General features: G+C 67.5%; 19 protein-coding genes. 8 read left to right on the top strand and 11 right to left on the bottom strand.

Annotation, left to right across the window (positions count from 1 at the left end; all coding sequences use genetic code 11):
• Positions 1-1,008, top strand: a complete 1,008-nt coding sequence (locus IFJ75_RS12390; RefSeq protein WP_207868497.1) for a DUF2891 domain-containing protein — start codon at positions 1-3, stop codon at positions 1,006-1,008.
• 11 nt (positions 1,009-1,019) lie between these two features.
• Here the strand turns inward: IFJ75_RS12390 and IFJ75_RS12385 are convergent, their stop codons facing one another.
• Positions 1,020-2,183, bottom strand: a complete 1,164-nt coding sequence (locus IFJ75_RS12385) for a zinc-dependent alcohol dehydrogenase (RefSeq protein ID WP_207868496.1) — start codon at positions 2,181-2,183, stop codon at positions 1,020-1,022.
• 200 nt (positions 2,184-2,383) lie between these two features.
• Between IFJ75_RS12385 and IFJ75_RS12380 the strand changes: the two genes are divergently transcribed.
• A complete protein-coding gene (locus tag IFJ75_RS12380; RefSeq protein ID WP_225896806.1) occupies positions 2,384-5,809 on the top strand; it encodes an amidohydrolase family protein in 3,426 nt (1,141 codons plus the stop codon).
• On the opposite strand, the gene IFJ75_RS12375 is transcribed toward IFJ75_RS12380, so the two are convergent.
• The 6 genes from IFJ75_RS12375 to IFJ75_RS12350 form a co-directional block, all read right to left on the bottom strand.
• Positions 5,806-6,261: a GNAT family N-acetyltransferase gene (locus IFJ75_RS12375; RefSeq protein ID WP_225896805.1), complete on the bottom strand. Its 456-nt coding sequence runs from the start codon at positions 6,259-6,261 to the stop codon at positions 5,806-5,808. The two genes, IFJ75_RS12380 and IFJ75_RS12375, sit on opposite strands and share 4 nt — an antisense overlap.
• A gap of 8 nt (positions 6,262-6,269) precedes the next feature.
• Positions 6,270-7,328, bottom strand: a complete 1,059-nt coding sequence (gene rutA / locus IFJ75_RS12370; protein WP_207868494.1) for a pyrimidine utilization protein A — start codon at positions 7,326-7,328, stop codon at positions 6,270-6,272.
• 12 nt (positions 7,329-7,340) lie between these two features.
• Positions 7,341-8,150 carry a pyrimidine utilization protein D gene (gene rutD, locus IFJ75_RS12365; protein WP_225897107.1) on the bottom strand — a complete coding sequence of 270 codons (810 nt, stop codon included), beginning with the start codon at positions 8,148-8,150 and terminating at the stop codon, positions 7,341-7,343.
• Complete coding sequence (rutC, locus tag IFJ75_RS12360; RefSeq protein ID WP_207868492.1) at positions 8,147-8,539, bottom strand: pyrimidine utilization protein C; 393 nt, start codon at positions 8,537-8,539, stop codon at positions 8,147-8,149. Before rutC ends, rutD begins: the two co-directional genes overlap by 4 nt.
• Entirely contained in the window at positions 8,540-9,247 is a 708-nt protein-coding gene (rutB, locus tag IFJ75_RS12355; protein ID WP_207868491.1) for a pyrimidine utilization protein B, read from the bottom strand.
• A 76-nt stretch (positions 9,248-9,323) separates the two neighbouring features.
• On the bottom strand, positions 9,324-10,040 hold the full coding sequence (locus tag IFJ75_RS12350; protein ID WP_207868490.1) for a FadR/GntR family transcriptional regulator: 717 nt from the start codon (positions 10,038-10,040) through the stop codon (positions 9,324-9,326).
• A gap of 191 nt (positions 10,041-10,231) precedes the next feature.
• Between IFJ75_RS12350 and IFJ75_RS12345 the strand changes: the two genes are divergently transcribed.
• Entirely contained in the window at positions 10,232-11,152 is a 921-nt protein-coding gene (locus IFJ75_RS12345; RefSeq protein WP_207868489.1) for an ROK family protein, read from the top strand.
• 64 nt (positions 11,153-11,216) lie between these two features.
• Here IFJ75_RS12345 and IFJ75_RS12340 read toward each other — a convergent pair whose 3' ends face one another.
• Entirely contained in the window at positions 11,217-13,604 is a 2,388-nt protein-coding gene (locus IFJ75_RS12340; protein ID WP_225896804.1) for a membrane-bound PQQ-dependent dehydrogenase, glucose/quinate/shikimate family, read from the bottom strand.
• Positions 13,605-13,849: 245 nt separating this feature from the next.
• On the opposite strand from IFJ75_RS12340, the gene IFJ75_RS12335 reads away from it, so the two are divergent.
• Positions 13,850-16,417 (top strand): ATP-binding protein, encoded by a 2,568-nt coding sequence (locus tag IFJ75_RS12335; RefSeq protein WP_207868487.1) that lies wholly within the window; start codon positions 13,850-13,852, stop codon positions 16,415-16,417.
• 215 nt (positions 16,418-16,632) lie between these two features.
• Here the strand turns inward: IFJ75_RS12335 and IFJ75_RS12330 are convergent, their stop codons facing one another.
• The gene (locus IFJ75_RS12330; protein ID WP_207868486.1) at positions 16,633-17,550 is read right to left on the bottom strand and encodes a WecB/TagA/CpsF family glycosyltransferase; all 918 of its coding nucleotides are present in this window, start codon (positions 17,548-17,550) and stop codon (positions 16,633-16,635) included.
• 114 nt (positions 17,551-17,664) lie between these two features.
• Here IFJ75_RS12330 and IFJ75_RS12325 point away from each other — a divergent pair, with 114 nt between their 5' ends.
• A complete protein-coding gene (locus tag IFJ75_RS12325; RefSeq protein ID WP_207868485.1) occupies positions 17,665-18,414 on the top strand; it encodes a type 1 glutamine amidotransferase in 750 nt (249 codons plus the stop codon).
• Positions 18,415-18,453: 39 nt separating this feature from the next.
• Positions 18,454-18,909, top strand: coding sequence for a hypothetical protein (locus tag IFJ75_RS12320; protein WP_207868484.1), 456 nt, complete (start codon positions 18,454-18,456; stop codon positions 18,907-18,909).
• A gap of 160 nt (positions 18,910-19,069) precedes the next feature.
• Here the strand turns inward: IFJ75_RS12320 and hemF are convergent, their stop codons facing one another.
• Positions 19,070-19,966, bottom strand: a complete 897-nt coding sequence (gene hemF, locus IFJ75_RS12315) for an oxygen-dependent coproporphyrinogen oxidase (protein WP_207868483.1) — start codon at positions 19,964-19,966, stop codon at positions 19,070-19,072.
• A 71-nt stretch (positions 19,967-20,037) separates the two neighbouring features.
• A complete protein-coding gene (gene panD, locus IFJ75_RS12310) occupies positions 20,038-20,394 on the bottom strand; it encodes an aspartate 1-decarboxylase (protein WP_207868482.1) in 357 nt (118 codons plus the stop codon).
• 216 nt (positions 20,395-20,610) lie between these two features.
• On the opposite strand from panD, the gene sppA reads away from it, so the two are divergent.
• Positions 20,611-22,398 (top strand): signal peptide peptidase SppA, encoded by a 1,788-nt coding sequence (gene sppA, locus IFJ75_RS12305; protein WP_207868481.1) that lies wholly within the window; start codon positions 20,611-20,613, stop codon positions 22,396-22,398.
• A 129-nt stretch (positions 22,399-22,527) separates the two neighbouring features.
• Entirely contained in the window at positions 22,528-22,845 is a 318-nt protein-coding gene (locus IFJ75_RS12300) for a hypothetical protein (protein WP_207868480.1), read from the top strand.
• Positions 22,846-22,855 lie beyond the last annotated feature (10 nt).

Below are 22,855 nucleotides of genomic sequence, written 5' to 3'. Positions count from 1 at the left end.
ATGACGCGACTGACGACCGAGACCGCGAGCCTCTATGCCCGGACCGCGCTGGGCCATGTGACGCGCGAATATCCGAACAAGCTGGATCATGTGATCGTCGGACCCGAGGCGGTGAAGGGGCCGCGCGCCCTGCATCCGATCTTCTTCGGCAGTTTCGACTGGCATTCCTGCGTGCACGGCTGGTGGACCCTGTTCACGGTCCTGCGCCTGCATCCGGAGATCGAAGAGGCGGGGGCGATCCGGGCGCTGGCGGATGAGCTGTTCACCGAGGCCAATGTCGCGGCCGAGACCGCCTATCTGGCCGAACCGTCCAGCCGCGGGTTCGAACGGCCCTATGGCTGGGCCTGGCTGTTGATGCTGGCGGGGGAGTTGACGAGGCACGACAGCGAGGACGGGCGGCGGTGGTCGGAGACGCTGAATCCGCTGGCAGACGCCTTCGCCGACCGGTTCAAGAGCTTCCTGCCCTTGGCCACCTATCCGGTGCGTGTCGGGACCCACTACAACACCGCCTTCGCGCTGGTGCTGACGCTGGACTATGCGGCCGCGGTCGGCGACGCCGAACTGGCCGAGGTGTGCGAAGCCAAGGCGCGCGACTGGCATCTGGGCGATGCGGGCTGTCAGGCCTGGGAGCCGTCGCAGGACGAGTTCCTGTCGCCGGCCCTGATGGAGGCCGAGCTGATGCGGCGGGTGCTTTCGCCGGCGGAGTTCAGCACATGGTTCGACGCCTTCCTGCCCGATCTGGCCGCGCAAAGGCCTGCGACCCTGTTCGCCCCGGCCAGCGTGAGCGACCGGTCGGACGGCAAGATCGCCCATCTGGACGGGCTGAACCTGAGCCGGGCCTGGTGCTGGCGAGGCATCGCCTCGCCCCTGACGGACGGGCGGAAGGCGATCGCGCTCAAGGCCGCCGACGACCATCTGGCCGTCGCTCTGCCGCAGGTGACCGGCGACTATATGGGCGAGCACTGGCTGGCCAGTTTCGCCCTGCTGGCGTTACTGGCTGCAGAGTAACCCCGCCCCCCTCACGTGCCGGGGTTGATCACCACCTTGATGCAGCCGTCCTTCTTCTCCTGGAAGGTATTGTAGGCGTCGGGACCGTCTTCCAGCCTGATCTTATGGGTGATCAGGAAGCTGGGATCGATCTCGCCCTCGGCGATTTTCGCCATCAGGGGCTCGAGGTATTTCTGCACATGGGTCTGACCGGTCTTCATGGTCAGGCCCTTGGCGATCAGGGCGCCCATCATGGTCGGGACGGCATTGATGAAGACGCCGGGCTGGGAAACGATGCCGCCGGGACGGCAGGCGATAATCGCCTCGTTCAGCGCGTAGGGACGTTCCATCTTGCCGGCGACGGTCTCCTGAACCTTTTCGATCAGGCTGCCGGCGCCGTGGCTTTCCAGACCGACAGCCTCGATGACCGCGTCAGGGCCGAGGCCTCGCGTCAGCGCCTTTATCTTTTCCTGAACATCACCTTCGCTGAAGTCGATCGTCTCGGCCCCGGCGGCGCGGGCGAGGGCTAACCGCTCGGGCACCTGATCGATGGCGATCACCCGTTCTGCGCCCATCATGAAGGCGGAGCGAATGGCGAACTGACCGACCGGGCCACAACCGAACACGGCGATGGTCTGACCCGGCTGGATGTCGCAATGCTCGGCGGCCATCCAGCCTGTCGGAAAGATGTCGGACAGGAACAGGACCTGATCGTCGGTCAGGCCTTCGGGCACCTTGATCGGGCCGACGTCGGCGTAGGGGACGCGCAGGTATTCGGCCTGACCGCCGGGAAAGCCGCCGTAGGTGTGGGTGTATCCGAACAGGCCGGCGGTCGGATAGCCGATCATCTTGGCCTGTTCGGCGCCGGCGGGATTGGAGACTTCGCAGCAGGAGAACAGACCCCATTTGCACATCCGGCACTCGCCACATGAGATGGTGAAAGGCACCACGACCCGGTCACCGACCTTGAGTTTCGTGTTGTCCTTGCCGACCGCGACGACCTCGCCCATCGTCTCATGGCCCATGACGTCGCCAGACTTCATGCCCGGCACGAAGCCGCCGTAAAGGTGCAGGTCCGAGCCGCAGATGGCGCAGGAGGTCACGCGGATGATGGCGTCGCGGCCATCCTGAATCTCCGGATCAGGTACGGTTTCGCACCGGATGTCGCCCTTGCCGTGCCAGCACAACGCCTTCATCTCGCTCTCCATTTTCGGTGTGGAAAGAGGAAGCGATGGGGGGCACCTTCGTTCCTGTGTCCGACACGGGACATGTCGGCGCCGTCCGCGGCGCGTCCACGGGCCGTCTCCGCCACATGAACAATCGGTAAGGTCGGGGGCCTCGCCAAGGCGCGTCGCATGCCGCTAGATGCCGCCCTGTTCGGAGAGGGGCTTACGACATGAAGCGGATGTGGTTGACGACGGCTGCCGTCGCGGTTCTGGCGATGCAGGGGCCGATCAGCGCCCTGGCCCAGACGCAGACCCCTCCGCCCACGCCGACCCCGACGCCCGCTCCGGCGCCCCAGGACGCGCCGCCCGCGCCGACGCCGGAGAAGCCCGCGCCCGAGCCGGTGCTGGAGACCGCGACACCGGCAGCGACCGCGACGCCGGCGCCCGCCGCCGCGGCCGAGAAGCCCAAGTGGGATGTCAACAGTCCGCCCGGGCCGTCGCACGAGGTGAACATCAATGTCACCTCGGGCACCTGGATGTCGCTGGACGTCAGCCCCGACAGCAAGACGATCGTCTTCGACATGCTGGGCGATATCTACACCATGCCCATCGGCGGCGGTGAGGCGAAGGCCATCGCCTCCGGCGTCGCCTGGGAGATGCAGCCGAAATTCTCGCCCGACGGGACCCGGATCGCCTTCACCTCCGACCGGGGCGGCGGCGACAACATCTGGACCATGGCCGTCGACGGCTCGGACCTGCAGCAGGTGTCGAAGGAGAGCTTCCGCCTGGTGTCGCAGCCGGAATGGACCCCGGACGGCCAGTTCATCGTCGGCCGCAAGCACTTCACCTCCAGCCGTTCGCTCGGCGCCGGCGAGATGTGGATGTGGCACCGCTCGGGCGGCGGCGGCGTTCAGCTGACCACGCGCCGGACCCAGCAGAAGGACACGGGCGAGCCCGCCTTCTCGCCGGACGGCCGCTATCTCTACTTCTCGGATGACACCACCCCGGGCGGTCAGTTCGAATATTCCAAGGACGTGAACACCCAGATCTATGCCATCCAGCGGCTGGACCGTGAGACGGGCGAGACCGAGGAGTTCTTGTCCGGCCCCGGCGGTTCGATCCGCCCGACGCCTTCGCCGGACGGCAAGTCGATCGCCTTCATCCGCCGCGTCCGCTACCAGTCGACCCTCTATGTAATGGACATCGAGAGCGGCCGCGAGACGCCGATCTACGGCCATCTGGACCGCGACCTGCAGGAGACCTGGGCGATCCACGGCGTCTACCCGGCGATGAGCTGGACGCCGGACGGCAAGGCGATCGTCTTCTGGGCCGGCGGGACCTTCCACAAGATCGACGTGGCCTCGCAATCCGTGACGGACATCCCGTTCCACGTCTCCGACACCCGCCGCGTCGAGCCCGCCGTGCGCACCACGGTCGAGGTCGCGCCCGACACCTTCCAGACGAAGATGATCCGCTGGGCCCACGCCTCGCCGGACGGGACCAGGGTGGTGTTCGAGTCGCTCGGCAACATCTGGATCCGCGACCTGCCGACGGGGACGGCGCGGCGTCTGACGTCGCAGAGCGACCATTTCGAGCTCTATCCGTCCTGGTCCCGCGACGGCCGGTCGATCGTCTATACGACCTGGTCGGACAAGGATCTGGGCACGGTGCGGGTCATCCCGGCCTCGGGCGGGACGGGCCACGTCGTGACCCAACATCCCGGTCATTACATCGAGCCGAGCTTCTCGCCGGACGGCAAGACCATCGCCTATCGCAAGGTCAGCGACGGCTATCTGACCACCGGCCTGTGGGGGCGTGATCCGGGCATCTATCGCGTGCCGACGGCGGGCGGCGAGTCCACCCTGGTCACCGAGGACGGCACGACGCCGCAGTGGGGCGCGTCCAACGACCGCATCTTCTTCCTGGGCCGTCAGGACGGAAACTCGGCGCTCAAGTCGGTGGATCTGGGCGGGCATGAACCGCGCACCCATCTGAGCTCGCAATGGGCCTCGGACTTCGAAATCTCGCCGGACGAGCACTGGGTCGCCTGGACCGAGCGGTTCAACGCCTATGTCGCGCCCTTCGTCGCCACCGGCCGTCCGGTCGAGATGGGCGCCAAGGGCGAGGCCCTGCCGCAGACCCGCGTGACCCGCGACGCCGGCAACTGGCTGACCTGGTCGGGCGATTCGTCGCGGCTGAGCTGGGCCATCGGGCCGGAGTTCTTCACCCGCACCCTGCAGGACAGCTTCAAGTTCGAGGAAGGGGCGCCGGCCGAACTGCCCAAGCCCGCCGTACACGGCATCAACCTTGGCTTCACCGCCACGGCCGACAAGCCGACGGGCCGTCTGGTCCTGACCGGCGCGCGCATCATCACCATGAACGGGGATCAGGTGATCGAGGACGGCGTCATCGTCGTCAACGAGAACCGGATCGAGGCCATCGGCCCGCGCGGCTCGGTGACCGTGCCCGCCGGCGCGACCGTCATGGACATGACCGGCAAGACCATCACCCCCGGTCTGATCGACGCCCACTGGCACGGCTCGATGGCGGCCGACGGCATCATCCCGCAGCAGAGCCGGATCGATTATGCGTCCCTGGCCTTCGGGGTGACCACGATCCACGATCCGTCCAACGATTCCAGCGAGATCTTCGCCCACTCCGAAATGGCCCGCGCCGGCCGGGTGGTTGGGCCGCGCATCTATTCGACGGGCACGATCCTCTATGGCGCCCAGACGCCGTTCACGGCCCAGATCGACAGTCTGGACGACGCCCTGTCGGCGCTGCGCCGGACCCAGGCCTTGGGGGCAATCAGCGTCAAGAGCTACAACCAGCCGCGCCGGGATCAGCGTCAGCAGATCATCGAGGCCGCGCGCGAGCTGAACATGAACGTCGTCCCCGAGGGCGGCTCGCTGTACCAGCACAATATGTCGATGATCGTCGACGGCCATACGACGATCGAGCACTCGATCCCGCTGGCCCATCTGTATGACGACGTGCGCCAGCTGTGGAGGCAGACGGACGTCGCCTACACCCCGACCCTGATCGTGGCCTATGGCGGCGCCTTCGGTGAAAATTACTGGTACCAGGAAAGCCCTGTCTGGAACGATCCGCTGCTGCAGCAGTACGTCCCGCGCCGGGTGCTGGACGCCCGCGCCCGGCGGCCCACGACCCAGCCGATGGAGGAGTGGAACCACATCGCCATCTCGCAGCAGGCCAAGGCCCTGTCGGACCTGGGCGTCAACGTCGAGACCGGGGCCCATGGGCAGCGCGAGGCCCTGGGCGAACACTGGGAAATCTGGATGATGGCGCAAGGGGGAATGACGCCGATGGAAGCCCTGCGCACCGGCACCCTGAACGGCGCGAAGGCCCTGGGCATGGACAAGGACATCGGGTCGCTGGAGGTCGGGAAACTGGCCGACATGGTGGTGATGAACACCAACCCGCTGGAGAACATCAGGAACACCCGCGACATCGCCTACACCGTCGCCAACGGCCGGGTCTACGACAGCCATATGGACGAGGTGGGCCGCAGGAACCGGCCGCGTCAGCCCTTCTGGTTCGCGTCTTCGGACGGGGAGGCGGGACCTGCGGGCGTCGCGGTTACGACCGGCCACGGCCATGGCTCGGGCGAGGACGACGGGTCGGACGCGGACTAAAGGTCCAGATGCAGGAACTGGTTGAAGGCGCTGCGTTCGTAGTCGGAGAAGGCCTCGCCGTCGATGAAGCCGCGTCGGCGGTAGAGGGCGAGCGCCGGGTCGAAGGCCTCGCCTGAGCCGGTTTCGAGCGAGAGGCGGGCATAGCCGCGCGCTTGCGCCTCGCCGATGATGTGTTCCAGCAGGGCGGCGGCGACACGACTGCGCAGGTGGTCGGGATGGGTGCGCATCGACTTCAGCTCGCCGGTGCCGTCGGGCAGGGCCTTGAGGGCGCCGATGCCGGCGATGCTGCCCTCGCGCCAGACGGTCCAGACGGTGACGTCGGGCCGCTGCAGCCCGGTCAGGTCGAGCGCTCGCACATGGTCCGGCGGCGAGTTGGCGTGCATCCCCGCCAGGTGCAGGGCCAGAAGGGCGCGGGTCTGGTCGCCGGAGAGGTCGTCGATGCGGATCTGCAAGGCGGACCCTATTTCCGGCATTCCATCAGCGGCTGGATCTTCGTCCCGAAGTCCTCGATGCCCTGTTCGAAGTCGTCGAAGGTGAGGAGGACGCCGCCGGTGCCGGGGACTTCCGACATCTCGTCCAGCATCTTCGCGACGGTCGCATAGGAGCCGACCAGGGTTCCCATGTTGATGTTCACAGCACCCTCGGGGGCGGCGAGCTGGATGACGTTGGTGGTGGCGTTAACCTTGTCGGCGGCGCCCTGGTCCTTGAGCCAGCTGATCGCGTCGACGTCGACGCCGTCGTTGTAGGACTTCCACTTCGCCTGGGCTTCCTCGTCGGTGTCGGCGGCGATGATCATGACGAGGACGAACATCTTCACGTCGCGGCCCGTCTTCGCGGTCGCCTCGGCCAGACGCTCATTGTTGAAGGCGAAGGCCTTGGGCGTGTTGACGCCCTTGCCCAAGCAGAAGGCGTAGTCGGCCCATTTGGCCGAGAAGGCGAGGCCCTCGTCCGAAGAGCCGGCGCAGATGATCTTCATGTCCCCGGTCGGCCGGGGCCGGACCAGGCAGTCGTCCATGGTGTAGTAGTCGCCCTTGAGGTCCGACCGGCCCGTCTCCCACAACTCCCTCAGAATCTGGGCGTACTCGTCCAGCATCTTGTAGCGGTTGCGGAAATGGTCCTCGCCGGGCCACAGGCCCATCTGGGAATATTCCGGCTTCTGCCAGCCGGTGATCAGGTTCAGGCCGAAGCGGCCGTGGCTGATCGAGTCGATCGTGTTGCACATTCGCGCGGCGAAGGCAGGCGGGATGATCAGGGTCGGGCAGGTGGCGTAGATCTTGATCTTCTCGGTCACCGCCGCGAGGCCCGACATCAGGGTGAAGCTCTCCAGCCCGTATTCCCAGAACTCGGTCTTGCCGCCGAATCCGCGCAGCTTGATCATCGACAGGAGGAAGTCGAGGCCGTGCTTCTCGGCCGCCTGGGCGATGCGCTTGTTCAGGTCGAACGACGGCATGTACTGCGGCGCGTTCTCCGAAATCAGCCAGCCGTTGTTGTTGATCGGGATGAAGACGCCGACTTCCATGGATGCAGTCCTTCAGACGTCGCCGGAGAGCCAGGCGATCAGTTGGGTATTGAAGACATCGGGAAGCGTCGCCGTAAAGGCGTGACCGCCCCAAGGAACCACTTCCAGCGTCGCGTTGGGCAGGCCGGCGGCGAGGCGCAGGGCCAGACGCGGCGGGACCAGCATGTCGTCGGCCGAAGCGCTGACCAGAACGGGGTGCGCGATCTGGCCCAGCCGGTCGCCGATGTCGAAGGCCAGAAGGGCGTTGATGCGGGCCAGCATGACGTCGGTGCGCGGGAAGTGGGCGACGTGATGCGGCTCCTGCTCTTTCAGCAGGGCGTCGTTCTCGCTGATCCAGTCGGGCGGATAGAGGAACAGGCTCTGGGCCTCGACATAGGCCTGGGGCCCGAAGGCCTCCAGTAACCGGGTGCGGGCGGAGAAGCAGCGGGCGACGTGGGGATCGGGCCGCGACCAGCCGTTGACGACGACGAGCCTGTCCAGCCGGTCGGGGTGGTCGAGGGCCAGCTGCAGACCGGCGTTGCCGCCCGCCGCATGGCCGACCAGATGGGCCCTGTCCGTGCCGGTCGCGTCGAGGACGGCGACGATGTCCTGAGCCATCGCGGCGACCGAGTGGTCGGGTTTGAGGCTGCGGTCGCTGCGGCCCGTGCCGCGGTGGTCGTAGAGGATGACGCGGAAGCCCGCGGTCAGGGCCTGCATCTGCGGCGCCCAGAAGGCGGCCGAACCGCCGAGGCCGGCGGACAGGATGACGCTGGCGGCAGCGTCAGGGCCGTCGTGGACTTCCCAGTAGAGGCCGTCGGCGGTTCCGCTCTGCAACCGCCTCAGGCCTTCTTGCCGATGTGGGCGATGGTGGCGATCTCGACGAGGAAGTCGGGCCGGACGAGGCCGCACTGGATGCAGAACCGCGCCGGTTTGTCGCCCGGGAAATACTCGGCATAGACCTTGTTGAGCGCGGCGTAGTCGGCCCAGTCCTTGAGGAAGATGTGGTTCATGGTCACGTCGTCCATGGTCCCGCCGGCGGTCTCGATCACCGACTTGATGGTCTCCAGCACGATGCGCGTCTGGCCCTCGGCGTCGCCGACGCAGGCGACGTTATTGTCCTTGTCGAAGGCCAGGGTCCCCGAGACATAGACCACGCCGTCGGCGAAGGTCCCGGGCGAGAAGGGGGCGATCGGGGTGACGGTTCCGGGCGGGGTGATGACGGTCTTGGGCATTCAGGCCTCCTGTTCAGTGGTGGGCGCGATCTGGCCGACGACGCCCTTGAAGTCGGCGACGCTGGAGACCCAGCCGAAGAATTTCTCGATGTTGTAGAGCGCCGCCTGCTGGACGAATTCCGGCCCGGCCTGATGGGTCGCGTCTTCCAGAACCACGCCGAAATATTCGAGGAAGAAGCCGTCGCGCAGGGTGCTCTCGACGCAGACATTGGTGGCGATGCCGACGAAGACGAGGTTCCTGATGCCGCGCGAGCGCAGGAAGCTGTCGAGCTGGGAGTTGAAGAAGCCGGAGTAGCGGGTCTTGTGCAGGCAGATGTCGCCCGGCTGCGGCTTCAACTCGTCGACCAGCTCATAGTCCCAGGTGCCGCGCGCCAGCAGCTGGCCGTGCAGTTCGGGGCGGGCGCGCATGGTCTTCAGCGCATTGGATTTGTGCCAGTTGGGGCTGCCCGGGCCGCCGGCCTCGACATAGTCGGGGTCCCAGCCGTTCTGGAAATAGATGACGGGGACGCCGGCGCCGCGCGCCACCTCCAGCACCCCCTTGATGTTGGCGATGACCTTGGCCGCGCCCGAGATGTCGAAGCCCGCGAGATCCAGATAGCCGCCCGGCGAGGCATAGGCGTTCTGCATGTCGATGACGATGACGGCGGTCGAGGCCGGATCGATTTCCAGCGGCTCGGGCCGGGCTGGCAGGGTGACTTTGGCGGCCATGGAGGGAGGGCGTCCGCGTTACGGGAAACCGCTACCCTCTCGCGCTCCGGGCGCGGCGCCAAGGGGGCATGTGAGGTCAGGCCGGAAGCGGGTCCTCGATCAGCAGCCGGGCGGCGATGGCGGCGTCGAAATGCCGGTCCATGGCGGCGCGGGCTGCGGCGGGATCGCCGTTGGTGATGGCCTCGGCGATCTCGAGGTGACGATCGAGGATGTCGCGGTGACGGCCGGCGTCGTCGGCCAGTCCCCAGGCGGCCGAGACCGAGGACTGGAGCAGGGGTTCCAGCGAGGCGATGATCTGGGCCATCAAGAGGTTGCGGCCCGCCTCGGCGATGGCCTTGTGCATGCGGATGTCGAGCGCCATCAGCTCGGGCGAGTTGTGTCCGGCCCGGGTCATGGCCTCGGCGAGCTCGCGGATGTGGGCGGCCTCGGCGTCGGTGCGGCGCTCGGCGGCCAGGGCCACGGTCTCGGTCTCCAGACAGCGGCGCGTCTCCCAGACCTGACGCACGGAGATCTGTTCGGTGCGGACGGCGTGATCCAGCGAGATCGACAGGACCGAGCCGTTGAGGGCGCTGACGCGGGGGCGGCGGCCGTTGGCGGTCTCGACGATGTTGAGGGCGGCCAGGGCGCCGAAGGCTTCGCGCACCACCGGACGGCTGACGCCGAGCACCTCGACGAAGCGGGTCTCGGACGGCAGATCGTCGCCGACGCGCAGACGCTCACGCGCGATATGCTCGACGACGCGGCGCATCACGAACTGGACGCGGGTTTCCCCGGGGGGAGCATTGATGGGCATCGGGAGCCGGTTCTGGGTGGCGCGCGGAGAGCGGCGGTAAGGAAAATGGCGGGATTTCCGCAGTCTAGCACGATGGAACTCGAAATGGTCCAGCTTGGCGGCGCGACACATTCAACCTTGGTGACACAGCCGGGGGTGACGCGGGCGGCGGCGTACGGTCTAGAAGGACCGACGCATGCCGGAGGCGCCGTATGGCCGAAAACACCGAGACCCCAGCGACCGCCCCCCTGATCGCCGGGGTGGAGCTGGGCGGGACCAAGATCGTCTGCCTGCTGGCTTCGGGACCCGACGACATCCGCGACGAGGTCCGCCTGCCCACCACGACACCGGAAGAGGCGCTGGGCGAGGTCCGGGCGGTTCTGGAGCGCTGGAAGGCGGAGCATGATTTCAAGGCGCTCGGTATCGGCAGCTTCGGGCCGCTGGAACTGGACGACCGGGCAGCGAACTGGGGCTCCATCGTCTTCACGCCCAAGCCGGGCTGGAGCGACGCCGACCTGACGATGCTGGGCAAGGACCTGGGCGTGCCGATGGCCATCGACACCGACGTCAATGGCGCGGCCTTCGCCGAGGGCGTCTGGGGCGCCGCGCAGGGGCTGAAGTCGTTTTCCTACATCACCGTCGGGACCGGGATCGGGGTCGGGGTGGTGATCAACGGCCAGTCGGTCAGCGGTCTGGGCCACACCGAGGCCGGGCATCTGCGCGTCGGGCGGATCGCGGGCGACACATGGCCAGGCAGCTGCCCCTATCACAGCGACTGCGTCGAGGGGCTGGCGGCGGGGCCGGCCCTGCTGGCGCGTACGGGCAAGCCCGGCGAGACCCTTTCGGCGGACGACCCGGCCTGGGAAATGGTGGTCCACGCGCTCGGCGGCCTGCTGCACAATCTGGTGCTGACGATCGCGCCCGAGCGAATCCTGATCGGCGGCGGCGTCTTCGGCAACAACGATCATCTTTTCGCGCGCCTGCGCTCGGCCCTGATCGAGAGCCTGGCGGGCTATGCGACCGCCGGGCGGATCGCGGCGATGATCGACGACTATGTAGTCCCGCCGGGGCTGGGCGGAATGGCGGGGCCGCTGGGGGCCATCGTGCTGGGCCGCAACGCGCTGAAATCCTGAATAGCGAAACGGCCGCCCGGGAGGTCCCGGACGGCCGCTCTGCCGTTTCTGATTTCCTGCTGACCTAGGTCGGCAGGGCGTAGGCGATCACCTCGTCGGAGATGGGGGTCTCCATGAAGTGGTGGCCTCCGGGCGCGATGACCAGATACTGGCGGCCGCCGATCTCATAGGTCATCGGGGTGGCCTGACCACCGCCGGGCAGGACGTCGGACCAGACCGTCTTGCCGGTGTTGATGTCGATGGCCCGGATCAGGCCGTCGGTAGCCGCGGCGACGAAGATCAGATTCCCCGCCGTGACCACCGCGCCGCCGTTGTTGGGCGTCCCGATATTGATCGGCAGACCCGAAGGGATGCCGAACGGACCGTTGTTCCGGGCCGTGCCCAGCGGGCGATCCCAGATCTGACGGCCGGTCTTCAGGTCGATGGCGCGGATGCCGCCATAGGGAGGCTCCTTGCACAGCAGGCCGGTGAAGGGCAGGCGCCAGCCGGCGTTGACCGAGATGGCGTAGGGCACGCCCGCCTGGGGATCGCCCGCGCCCTCAGCCCCGCCCTTGCGGGCGTTGGGCTGGCCGCGCGGGACCCAGCCGCGCTTGTCGGCCTCGGCCCGGGGGACCAGCGTGTTGTAGTTGGGCATGTCGTTATAGTTCGCGACGATCACGCCCCGGTTCGGGTCGATGGCGATGCCGCCCCAGTCCGAACCGCCGTTGTAGCCGGGGTATTCGATATAGTGCTGACCGACGGTCGGCGGGGTGTAGAAGCCCGCATAGCTGGCCTGACGGAACTGGATCCGGCAGACCATCTGGTCGATCGGCGACATGCCCCACATCGACTTCTCGGTCAGGTCGTTCTGGCGGCGCAGGGTGTGGAACAGGCTGTGCGGCTGGGTCTTCGTCCGCATGGCCGGCTCCTGACCGCCTTGCGGGACGGGCAGTTCGGCGACCTGGGTCAGGGGCTGGCCGGTCTCGCGGTTCAGGACATAGATGTCGCCCTGTTTGGACGGCAGAACGACCGCCGGGAGGGCGCCCGCGCCCGTCGGGAAGTCGACCAGGGTGGCCTGCGAGCCCAGGTCATAGTCCCAGACGTCGTGGTGCACGGTCTGGAAATGCCAGCGCGGCTTGCCGGTGGTAACGTCCAGCGCGACCAGCGAGGTCGCATAGTCGAGCTGCGGGCCGGTGCGGTCCGAGGACCAGTAGTCGGCGGCAGTCGAGCCCAGCGGCAGATAGACCAGGCCCAGACGTTCGTCGCCCGAGGCGGTGGTCCACATGTTCGGCGTGCCGAGGGTGTAGATCTGGCCGGCCGGCGGGGTGGTGTTGATGTCGGGCCGCATCATGTCCCATGCCCAGCGCAGCTGGCCGGTGACGGCGTCGAAGCCCTTGATGACACCTGAGGGCGCCTGACGATACTGGCCGTCGAGGATCTGGTGGCCGGTGACCACGACACCGCGCACGATGGTCGGGGCCGAGGTGATGGAGACCATGCCGGGGATCAGGGTTCCCATGTTGGCGGCGGTGTCGACCTGGCCGTTCTGGCCGAAGCCCTGGCAGCGTTGGCCGGTGCGGGAATCGACCGCGATCAGGCGGGCGTCCAGCGTGCCCCAGATGATCCGGGTGGCGCAGGGCGTCTGCGGCGCGACCGAGGGCACGACGAAGTAACTCACGCCCCGGCAGGCGGCGGTGTAGGGAATGTTGTCGTCCGAAACCTGTGGGTCATGCCGCCAGATCGTCTTGCCTGTGGCGGCGTCGACGGCCAGGACGATACCCTTGCCCGAACAGATGTAGAGGGCGTTGCCGACCTTCAGCGGGGTGTTCTCGGACGCGTATTTGTTCTGCGCCCCGGGACGATCGCCGGGCAGGTCGCCGGTGTGGATGTTCCACGCCCGTTGCAGCTTGCCGACGTTGCCGGTGTTGATCTGGGTCAGGGGCGAATAGCGCTGGGCGTGATAGGTGCCGCCATAGGCGGGCCAGTCGGCGCCGACCGGGATGGCGTCCGGATCGCTGCTGGTCGAGGGCTGGGCAGCGGGCAGGGGCATGTCGACCTTGGGCGCATTGGCCTGGGCCACGCCGAAGCCGGCGAGCAGGGCCACGACGACGAAGCCGACGCCGCCGCCGATGGCCCATTTGCGACCGTCACGACCGGGCCTGAGCACTGGCAGGGAGGCGATCACCAAGGCCAGAAGCACGGCCGGGGCGATGACCCGGGGCACCAGACCCCAGCCGTCGAGCCCGACTTCCCACAACGCCCACATCACTGTCAGGACGAAGACACCAAAGTAGATGTAGGCGCCGGTCAGCTTGAGCCGGAACAGCATCACGCCCGAGGCGATCAGGCCTAGACCGGCCAGCAGATAGTAGAAGGAGCCGCCCAGCGTCAGCAACCAGGCTCCGCCGATGGTCAGGGTCGCGCCGATCATGACGAAGATGACCGAGAGGATGCGGACGAGTATGGCTCCCACCCCCCCTCCGCCGGATGCTGCGAGGGACGGTCTAGCCATGTCGGGTTCCTTCTCGAGGGTGCGTCAATTTGTCATGACAAACACGCCTGTCAGTCAGGTCGTTCCCTCACGAACCGTAACAGCCACGGTTTTTTATGTGTCGCACTGTGTCGGTCATCGACGTTGGGCATCGGGGATTTGCGAAGCCGGGCGCTAAGCCTTGCTCAAGGTTCTTGTGCGATGAGTGAGGATCACCCGGATTTCGTATGTTCCGTTTTGTAAAGCTCATCATCGCGGCGTGCTTCGCGATCACCCTTGGCGCGGAGGCCGCGTCAGCGCAGGCCTCGACGCCTCCGCGCAGCCCTACAGCCCTGATCGACGCGGTAGAGAACCGCGCCGGCGCGACCGACTTCCGCGCACTGGACCGTTTCGGCGAGGCGGCTGCGGCCCGCGGCGACCGCGAAGGTCTCAACCGGCTCTACCATGTGGCCTGGATCTATCTGAACCAGGGTGAGTTCGAGCATGCGGGACGCTGGAACGACCGGCTGGAGGCGGCCGCGCGGCGCCAGAACGACAGCCGCTATGTGATGATCGCCTATCTGAACAATCTCGCGATCCGCTACGACAACGGCGAAGTCGGCGCCGCCGACCAGATGCGGTATCTGGCGGACACCCAGGCCGACTGGATCACCCGCGTCCACGCCACCCGGCTGTACGCCCTGTCCCTGATGGACAACGACCGCATCGGCGACGGGCTGAAGATGCTGGCGGAGATCGACGGGACGATCCCGGAACACGATCCCTATGCCAACACCGCCCACGCGGGGGTCTGGGAGGTCGCGGGCATCGGCCTGATGAAGCTGAATGACTTCGAGGGCAGCGCCACCGCCTTCGGCAAGTTCGAGATCGATTTCGCCAACCCTGCCTATCCGCGTCCGGACTTCGACAGCCTGTACAACCTCGCCAGGCTGGCGGTTCAGGTCGGGGACCAGCCCCTGGCCGATCGTCTGGCCGCCGCCCACCATCGCCTGGCCGCACGCACCGGCCTGCAAAGCCTGCTGGTCTATGACGCCAGCCTGTGCGCGGCCGTTGCCCAGGCCCGCAGCGCGCCGCGCGACGTGCTGAAATGCATCGCCCCCTACGGACGCAAGCTAGGCCCCGCCGCCTTCCTGGCCGGCCGGTTGTTGCCGATGCGCGCAATCGCCAACGCCCAGCTGGGCCATGTCGCCGAGGCCCGGGCCGATCTGGCTGAAATCCGCCGCCGCGAGGCCCTCGGCGCCTTTCGTGAGGACGGGGCGTCGGAAATTCCTCGCGTCGAGGCCGAGCTGCTGTTCGCCGAGGGCCGTCCGGAAGAGGCGTACCGGAAGCTGCGCGCCTACGACCGCGCCGCCGAGATTCAGGCCAACCGCCGCTTCAGCGCGGGCATCCGCCAGGTTACCGGCGACATGCAGGACAAGCTGGACCGTCGCCGCGAGCAGCTGGAGACCGAACGCGCCAACACCGGGCTGCAGAAGGATGTGATCCGCTCGCAGAACTGGATCGTCGGCATCGCCGTCGTCTTCTTCCTGTCGGCCGTCGCCGCGGCCCTGTGGCAGTTCCGTCTGTCGAAACACCTGCGCGTCGCGCGCAAGCGGGCCGAGGCGGCCAATCTGTCCAAGTCCGAATTCCTGGCCAATATGAGCCATGAGATCCGTACGCCGCTGAACGGCATCGTGGCCATGGCCGACACCCTGGCGCGGGCCGGGATGAAGCCGCGCGAGCATGAGATGGTCGAGGTCATCCGCGCCTCGGGCGTGACCCTTGAGCGGTTGCTGTCCGACATCCTCGACAGCGCCCGGATCGAGTCCGGCAACGTCACCATCGAGACGGCCCCCTTCCATCTCGGCGACGCCGCCCGGGGCGTGGGCATGCTGTGGACCCAGACGGCCAAGGAGAAGGGCGTGGCGCTGGACGTCGCGATCGACCCCGCCCTGGAGCATGTGGTCAGCGGCGACCCGGTGCGGTTCCGCCAGATCCTGACCAATCTGATTTCCAACGCGCTCAAATTCACCGATCAGGGTGCGGTGCGCGTCACCGGCGAAATGACCGCGGACGGTCTGGCGCGCTTTACAGTCAGCGACACGGGCGTGGGTTTCGATGACGCCGAGAAGGAACGCATCTTCGGCCGCTTCCAGCAGGCCGACGGCTCGATCACCCGGCGCTTCGGCGGCACGGGTCTGGGGCTGGCGATTTCGAAGGACCTGTCCGAACTGATGGGCGGGACCCTGGACTGCCGCAGCCGTCCGGGCGAGGGCGCGACCTTCTGGTTCGACCTGCCGCTGCCTGCCTGCGAGGCCCCGGCGCCGATCGTGGCCGCCAATACGCCGGCGGCGAACGGCGACTGGAAGGACGGGGATTGGGAAGACGGCGACACCGGGTCGCTGCGCATCCTGCTGGCCGACGACCATCCGGCCAACCGCAAGGTGGTTGAGATCATGCTGGCCGAAAGCGCGGTCGAGCTGGTCCCGGTCGAGAACGGCCAGGAGGCGCTGGACGCCTATGCCGCCAGTTTCGGCGACGAACCCCGCTTCGACCTGATCCTGATGGATATGCAGATGCCGGTGATGGATGGCCTGACCGCCACCGCCGCGATCCGGGCGCTGGAGGCCGACAAGGTCGCCGCGCGCATTCCGATCATCATGCTGACCGCCAACGCTCTGGCCGAACATGTCGCGGCGGGCAAAGCCGCCGGCGCCGACGGCCACCTGGCCAAGCCCATCACCCTGACCACCCTGTTCGCCGCCATCGAGACGACGCTGGCGGGCGTTCAGGACGAGGCGCTGGAGGCGGCCTAGCCTCTTTTCGCCGCTCATCCCGGCGAATGCCGGGATCCAGATTCACATGCAGTGTCTGACGTAGCGCACGGCTCGCATCCTCGCGGCAGACGCGGCGTCTGCATCTGGATCCCGACATTCGCCGGGACGAGCGGTGGGAGGGTGAGAGCATAACCCCTCACCCTCCGCTTCGCGGCGGGTCCCTCCCTCTCCCTCCGGGAGAGGGGTCTTGGCGGCTAACGCCGTCCGGGGTGGGCTTCGCTGCCGACGGCGGGGAGGACGGCGCCCTTGCGGACGGCCTTCAGGCGGCGTTTCGCGGCGGCGACCAGGTCGGCGTAGATCAGGTCCAGCAGGCTCCACGGCTCGACACAGTAGCGGCGGAACAGCCGCTTCGGATCGGCGGCGAGACGATAGAGCCATTCGACGCCGGCCTTGCCCATCCAGCGCGGGGCGGACTTCTGGACGCCCGCCTCATAGTCGAAGGCGGCGCCGACCGAGAAGATGGCGCAGTCGGGCAGGGCTTCGAAATTCCGGGTGATCCAGATTTCCTGACGCGGCATGCCCATTCCGACGAACAGGATATGGGGCTGGAAAGCCTTGATCTGTTTCAGGACGTCGGCGTTGTCGGCCGAGCCGGGCGTGGCGTCGAAATAGCCGTTGCGGGTCTCGATGACGGCGCGGGGATAGCGGGCGTTCAGCCGCGCCTTCGCGATGTCGCAGACCTCCTGGGTCGCGCCGACATACATGATGCGCCAGCCGTTGCGGTTGACCAGGCTCCAGAAATGGTCGCGCCAGTCCAGATAGGTGCAGCGGTGGAAAGGCCGGCTGTTTATGCCCAGCAGCTTGGCGAAATGCACCAGGGGCGTGGAGTCCAGCTCGACCAGCTCGGCGCGCTCGTAGAAGGCGCGCATCTCGGGATGCTTCCGCAGCAGGTAGAGGCTGTTCAGATTGTGGTTGGCTATGATCGCCTTGCGGCGTTCCTGGATCCAGCGCTGCATGTGGAAGAGCACTTCTTCCGGCTTAACCAGATCGACGGTCTGGCCCATCAGGCGCACCCGCTCCTGCGGCCGGCGCGACTTGCGAAACCCGGTGCGGGTCTGGTCGCGGCGGTCCGGGGCGACGCTCGAAAACCGGAATTGGGTGCTGTCGGCCATTGCACGACCGTAGCGGGGATGTCTCAAGGGCCGGTGAGCAGACAGCGTTAACGGTTCGTGCCCTTTCCCCCGACGCCGGGATCGCCTCTTATGCATGACGAGCCGGAGACCGCTGTGAAGCCTATCGCCATTCTGGAAACCGGCAAGCCGCCGACCGACCTGCAGGACGCCTTTGACGACTATCCCGCCCGCTTCCGCGCCTTGCTGGGCGAGGGGGTGGCGACGGTGCGGTTCGACGTCCAGGCCGGGCGGTTGCCCGACGATCCGACCGAGTTTCAGGGGGCCATCGTCACGGGCTCGGCCGCCGGGGTCTATGACGACCTGCCGTGGATCGCGCCGCTGCTGGACTGGCTGAGGGCGGCGCGGGGCAAGACCCGGCTGGTCGGCATCTGTTTCGGCCATCAGGCCCTAGCCCAGGCCTTCGGCGGCCATGTCGCCAAGTCGGACAAGGGCTGGGGCGTCGGCCTGCATCGCTATGAGGTGGTCGCCGACGAGCCGTGGATGTTCCCGCGCGCGGCCAGCATCGCCATCCCGGTCTCGCACCAGGACCAGGTCGAGATCCTGCCGCCCGACGCCCGGGTGATCGCGTCCAGCGCCTTCACCCCCTATGCGGGCCTGGCCTGGGACGATCCGACGGGCGGGAAGAACGGCGTGGTCTCCTTCCAGTGCCATCCGGAGTTCCAGCCCGAATACGGCGTCGCCCTGATCGAGGCGCGGCGAGGGACGCGGGTGCCGCACGACGTGGCCGACGAGGCCGTCGCCAGCCTGTCGCGGGCCAATGACAGAGCGGTGCTGACAGCCTGGATCCGCGCCTTCCTGATGCTGACCCCGCCCCCGACCGAGGAGGCCGGCAGTGGCATCTAACCTGCAGCACAACGGGTGAGAGCCCTCAGGATGAGACATATGCGCGCCTCTATCGTTCTTGCCGTTTCCGCCGCCACGCTCGCGCTCGGCGCCTGCGGGACCACCAGCGCCCCGACCGGGCCCGCCATCGTCGGCACGCCGGCCTCGGCCGACGACTGTGCGGTGATGTCCACGACGCTGGAGGTGTTCTCGCGTCCGCTCGACGGGACAGGGCTGAAGGTGCTGGACGTTGCGGTTCCCGAAAGTCCGCCCTTCATGCCGCAGCGGCCGGAGCAGCGCGGACCGACGCCGATCTCCCTGCGCGGCTGTTCGTTCATCGAGGTCCAGCTGGTGTCGCGCGGCCCCGCGGTGGTTCTGGGCCGGCCGGAAATCCACGACGACCGCGTCATTGTCTCCTATCAGGAGCCAGGGGCGTCGCCGGTTCATGCGGTGCTGCAGCGCAAGCCCGACGGCCATTGGCAGCACATCGGCGCCCTGCTGACCCGTCCTCAATAAAGGGTGGCGACCCAACGTCGTCGACAGTTTGCGGTATCGACGAGGCCGGGCCGCCGGTCGCCGGGGGGACCAGCGACCGTTTACTAAGGTCACAGCGCGGGGCCGGCAGGAAGCGCGGAACGCTCGTGCGCCACTCTGTCGCGGCGTCCCAAACCCGGCGTCAGGGCCAGGCGACGGCCGGGGGCATGGAGCTGAGGATCGACTCGACGTTGCCGCCGGTCTTGAGCCCGAACATCGTGCCCCGGTCGTAGAGCAGGTTGAACTCGACATAGCGGCCGCGACGGACCAGCTGTTCCTGCCGTTCTTCGGGCGTCCAGGGCTCGGCCATGCGGCGCGTGACGAGGGCCGAATAGACGTCGAGGAAGGCCGTGCCGACGTCGCGGGTGAAGGCGAAGTCGGCGGCGTGGTCGCCGGTGTCGTGATGGTCAAAGAAGATGCCGCCGATCCCGCGCGGCTCATTGCGGTGCGGCAGCCAGAAATACTCGTCGCACCAGGCCTTGAAATGGGGATGGTAGGCCGGGTCGTGGGCGTCGCAGGCGGCCTTCATGGCGGCGTGGAAGGCCTGGGCGTCGGGCGCGTCCTGGGACCGATCGACGTCCAGCACGGGGGTCAGGTCTGCGCCGCCGCCGAACCAGCTCCTCGTCGTGGCGATGAAGCGGGTGTTCATATGCACCGCCGGGACGCGCGGGCTCCACGGATGGGCGATCAGGCTGATGCCGGTGGCGAAGAAGCGGGGGTCCTCTTCCGCGCCTGGAACCGTCTTGGCATAGTCGGCGGGGAAGGTCCCGTGGACGGTCGAGCAATGGACCCCGACCTTCTCGAACAGCCGGCCGTGCATCATGCCCATGACCCCGCCGCCGCCCGGACTGCCGTCGGCGTTCGACGCGCGCGTCCAGGGGGTGCGGACGAAGCGGCCCGGCTCGCCAGGGAAGAGGTCGGCAGGCGCCGCGTCCTCCAGCGCCTCCAGACCCGCGTGGATCCGGTCGCGCAGGGCCTCGAACCAGGCGCGGGTCTCGGCCTTCTTCAGGGCCAGGGGATCGGACACAGCTTCGCTCATCCGCGGCTTGAACCACGGATGGGGCAGGGCGTCACCGGTCCAATCTGTCCAAGGGCTCGAGAGCCCTCAGATCAGGCGGCGCGCTTGATGTTGTTGGCGTCGTCCAGCAGCACGACGGTGGGCGACCACTGGCGGGCTTCTTCCTGGGGCATCTGGCCGTAGGTGACCACGATGACCTTGTCGTTCTTCTGCACCAGACGGGCGGCGGCGCCGTTGACGCCGATCACCTTGGAGCCGCGCGGAGCCTCGATGGCGTAGGTCGTGAAGCGGGCGCCGTTGGTGATGTTCAGGACATCGACCTGCTCGTGCGGGAAGATCCCGGCGGCATCCAGCAGATCGCCGTCGATGGCGATCGAGCCTTCGTAGTCGAGGTCGGCCTGGGTCACCGTCGCGCGGTGCAGCTTGGCCTTCATCAGGGTGACCAGCATGGGAGGTGCTGTCCGGTCATGACGCGGGGCGATAGGCCCCCGCTCGCAGGCGGCTCATATAGGGATTTCACCCGAGGGCATCAATCGCCTTGCTGCGTCGCAGCGAAATCGTGATTTCACCTCGCCTGGCGCGATACGTTCATTTGACGGTGACCTGCGGGTCTCTATGGTCGGCGAAGCGCCGCCATTGGCCCTGCGACGGATCGCCGCCTGACCATGAAACAGTTCTTCCTGACGATGGGCGGCGTGTTCGCCGGCCTGCTGCTGTTCTTCGTGATTTTGCCCTTCATCTTCCTCACGATGATCATCGGCGCCGCGTCCAGTTCGTCCAAGCAGGCGACGGTGGCCAATACGGTGCTGGAACTGGATCTGCGAGGCGGGATCAGCGATCAGGCCTCGTCCAATCCGTTTGCGGCGTTCAGCGGCTCAGGCCTGTCGGTGATGAAGGTGGTCGACACCCTGGCCCAGGCCGAGAAGGACGACCACGTCAAAGTCCTGCTGCTGCGCCTGCCTGAAGGCGGCGTCACCCCGGCCTCGGCCGACGAGATCCGTCAGGCGATCCGCCGCTTCCGCGCCTCGGGCAAGCCGGTCATCGCCCATTCGCAGGGCTTCCAGCCGGTCGGCACCGTCATCGACAGCTATATGATCGGCGCCTCGGCGTCCGAGCTGTGGATGCAGAACACCGCCAATTTCCAGGTTACCGGCTTTGCATCGAACGAGGTCTTCCTGGGCCGGGCGTTCGAGAAATACGGCGTGCGCGCCGATTTCGAGCAGCGCTACGAGTACAAGAACGCCGTCAACGAATACACCCAGTCCGACTTCACCGGGCCGCACCGCGAGGCGATGACGGCCTGGATGACCTCCATCTACACCAGCGCCCTGGCCAATGCCGCGTCAGACCGCAAGCAGACGCCCGCTGCGCTCAAGGCCACCATCGAGGCCGGGCCCTATTCGGCCCAGCAGGCGCTTTCGCTGAAGCTGATCGACAAGATCGGCCAGGCCGAGGAGGCCGAGGCCGAGGCCAGGCGCCGCGCCGGCTCCAACGCCGAGATCGTCGAGTTCGGCGACTATGCCTCTTCGCAGGGATCGCGTGACGGTTCGGGCGCCAGCGCCATCGCCATCGTCGGCGCCGAGGGCGACATCGTCACCGGCCGGGGCGGCGGTGGCGGCTTCGGCGGCGGATCCTCGATCCACTCCGATGACACGGCCAAGGCCATCTATGACGCCATTGAGGACAAGGACGTGAAGGCCATCGTCTTCCGCGTCTCCTCGCCCGGCGGTTCGCCCGAGGCCTCCGAACAAATCCTGGCTGCCGTGCGGACGGCCCGGGCCGCCGGCAAGCCGGTGGTGGTGTCGATGGGCTCCTATGCGGCGTCCGGCGGCTACTGGATCAGCTCCGAAGCGGACTGGATCGTGGCCCAGCCCTCGACCCTGACCGGCTCCATCGGGGTGTACGGCGGCAAGTTCGTCCTTGCCCCGGCCTTGGCCCGGTTCGGCGTCGACATGCGCGGCATCTCGGTCGGCGGCGACTATTCCGACGCCTTCTCTCCGACGGAGCCGTTCACGACCAGCCAGCGCGCCGCCTTCTCGGCCTCGATGGACAAGACCTATGACGAGTTCGTCCAGCGCGTCTCCACCGGCCGCCGCCTGCCGGTCGACCGGGTCCGCGAGATCGCGCGCGGCCGCGTGTGGACCGGCGCCCAGGCCAAGGATCTGGGCCTGGTCGATCAGCTGGGCGGCGTGACCGAAGCCATCGGCAAGGCCCGCGAGCTGGCCAGGATCCCGGCGTCGCAGTCGGTTCGCTTCAAACGCTATCCCAAGGCGGAATCGCCGTGGGAAGCCCTGTCATCGGTCTTCGGAGTCTCCAGCGAGGCCGCCCATGCCCTGATCGCCATCGGCGGGGTGATGTCCGATCCCCAGGCAGAGGCGGCGATGCGCGCCATCGAGGCCGACCGGATGCGCAGCCGCGGCGCCGTTGTCATGGCCGATACGCCGCTCCAATAGACTCCTGCCCCGTAGGGCAGGATTTTGGGCTTCACACCCGCCTGTGAAGCCCTTGGTCATTGACGGTTCACCTCTATGGACCGACATTGGGGGTCAGGCGTTCCACGGAACGCCTTGAAAGGGATTCGAATGACCCAGGACCGCTTCACCCCGCTTGGCTTCAACGCTCGTCGCCAGACGAGCGGCTGGCTCGCGCCGGTGATGTGGCTCGCCGGGCTGGTCGCGACCATTGTGGCCTTGGCCGTCGGCGCCGTTCTGGCCGTCTTCACCGCCGCCGCCGTGGCCGTCATCGCCGTGGTCGCCAGCGTCCTGGTCTTCTTCGCCGGCCTGGCCATGAGCGCGCGCCGCAAGATGACCGTGCGCGCCCGTCGCGGCGATGACGTGATCGAGGCCCGCAAGGTCGGGGACACCTGGGTCACCTACGGCTGGGAACGGCCCGGCCACTAAAAGCCTCTCA

It is taken from the genome of Brevundimonas goettingensis, assembly GCF_017487405.1.
In the GTDB taxonomy this organism is placed as follows: Bacteria; Pseudomonadota; Alphaproteobacteria; order Caulobacterales; family Caulobacteraceae; genus Brevundimonas; species Brevundimonas goettingensis.
The sequence above is the reverse complement of the archived record's forward strand: the minus strand, read 5'-3'. Positions and strand labels throughout refer to the sequence as shown.

Bases quoted from the DNA above. Each gene is read 5' to 3' on its own strand.
- IFJ75_RS12390 (WP_207868497.1), top strand. From the start codon at position 1: ATGACGCGACTGACGACCGAGACCGCGAGCCTCTATGCCCGGACCGCG.
- IFJ75_RS12385 (WP_207868496.1), bottom strand. From the start codon at position 2,183: ATGAAGGCGTTGTGCTGGCACGGCAAGGGCGACATCCGGTGCGAAACC.
- IFJ75_RS12380 (WP_225896806.1), top strand. From the start codon at position 2,384: ATGAAGCGGATGTGGTTGACGACGGCTGCCGTCGCGGTTCTGGCGATG.
- rutA (WP_207868494.1), bottom strand. From the start codon at position 7,328: ATGGAAGTCGGCGTCTTCATCCCGATCAACAACAACGGCTGGCTGATT.
- rutC (WP_207868492.1), bottom strand. From the start codon at position 8,539: ATGCCCAAGACCGTCATCACCCCGCCCGGAACCGTCACCCCGATCGCC.
- rutB (WP_207868491.1), bottom strand. From the start codon at position 9,247: ATGGCCGCCAAAGTCACCCTGCCAGCCCGGCCCGAGCCGCTGGAAATC.
- IFJ75_RS12350 (WP_207868490.1), bottom strand. From the start codon at position 10,040: ATGCCCATCAATGCTCCCCCCGGGGAAACCCGCGTCCAGTTCGTGATG.
- IFJ75_RS12345 (WP_207868489.1), top strand. From the start codon at position 10,232: ATGGCCGAAAACACCGAGACCCCAGCGACCGCCCCCCTGATCGCCGGG.
- IFJ75_RS12335 (WP_207868487.1), top strand. From the start codon at position 13,850: ATGTTCCGTTTTGTAAAGCTCATCATCGCGGCGTGCTTCGCGATCACC.
- IFJ75_RS12330 (WP_207868486.1), bottom strand. From the start codon at position 17,550: ATGGCCGACAGCACCCAATTCCGGTTTTCGAGCGTCGCCCCGGACCGC.
- IFJ75_RS12320 (WP_207868484.1), top strand. From the start codon at position 18,454: ATGCGCGCCTCTATCGTTCTTGCCGTTTCCGCCGCCACGCTCGCGCTC.
- hemF (WP_207868483.1), bottom strand. From the start codon at position 19,966: ATGAGCGAAGCTGTGTCCGATCCCCTGGCCCTGAAGAAGGCCGAGACC.
- panD (WP_207868482.1), bottom strand. From the start codon at position 20,394: ATGCTGGTCACCCTGATGAAGGCCAAGCTGCACCGCGCGACGGTGACC.
- sppA (WP_207868481.1), top strand. From the start codon at position 20,611: ATGAAACAGTTCTTCCTGACGATGGGCGGCGTGTTCGCCGGCCTGCTG.
- IFJ75_RS12300 (WP_207868480.1), top strand. From the start codon at position 22,528: ATGACCCAGGACCGCTTCACCCCGCTTGGCTTCAACGCTCGTCGCCAG.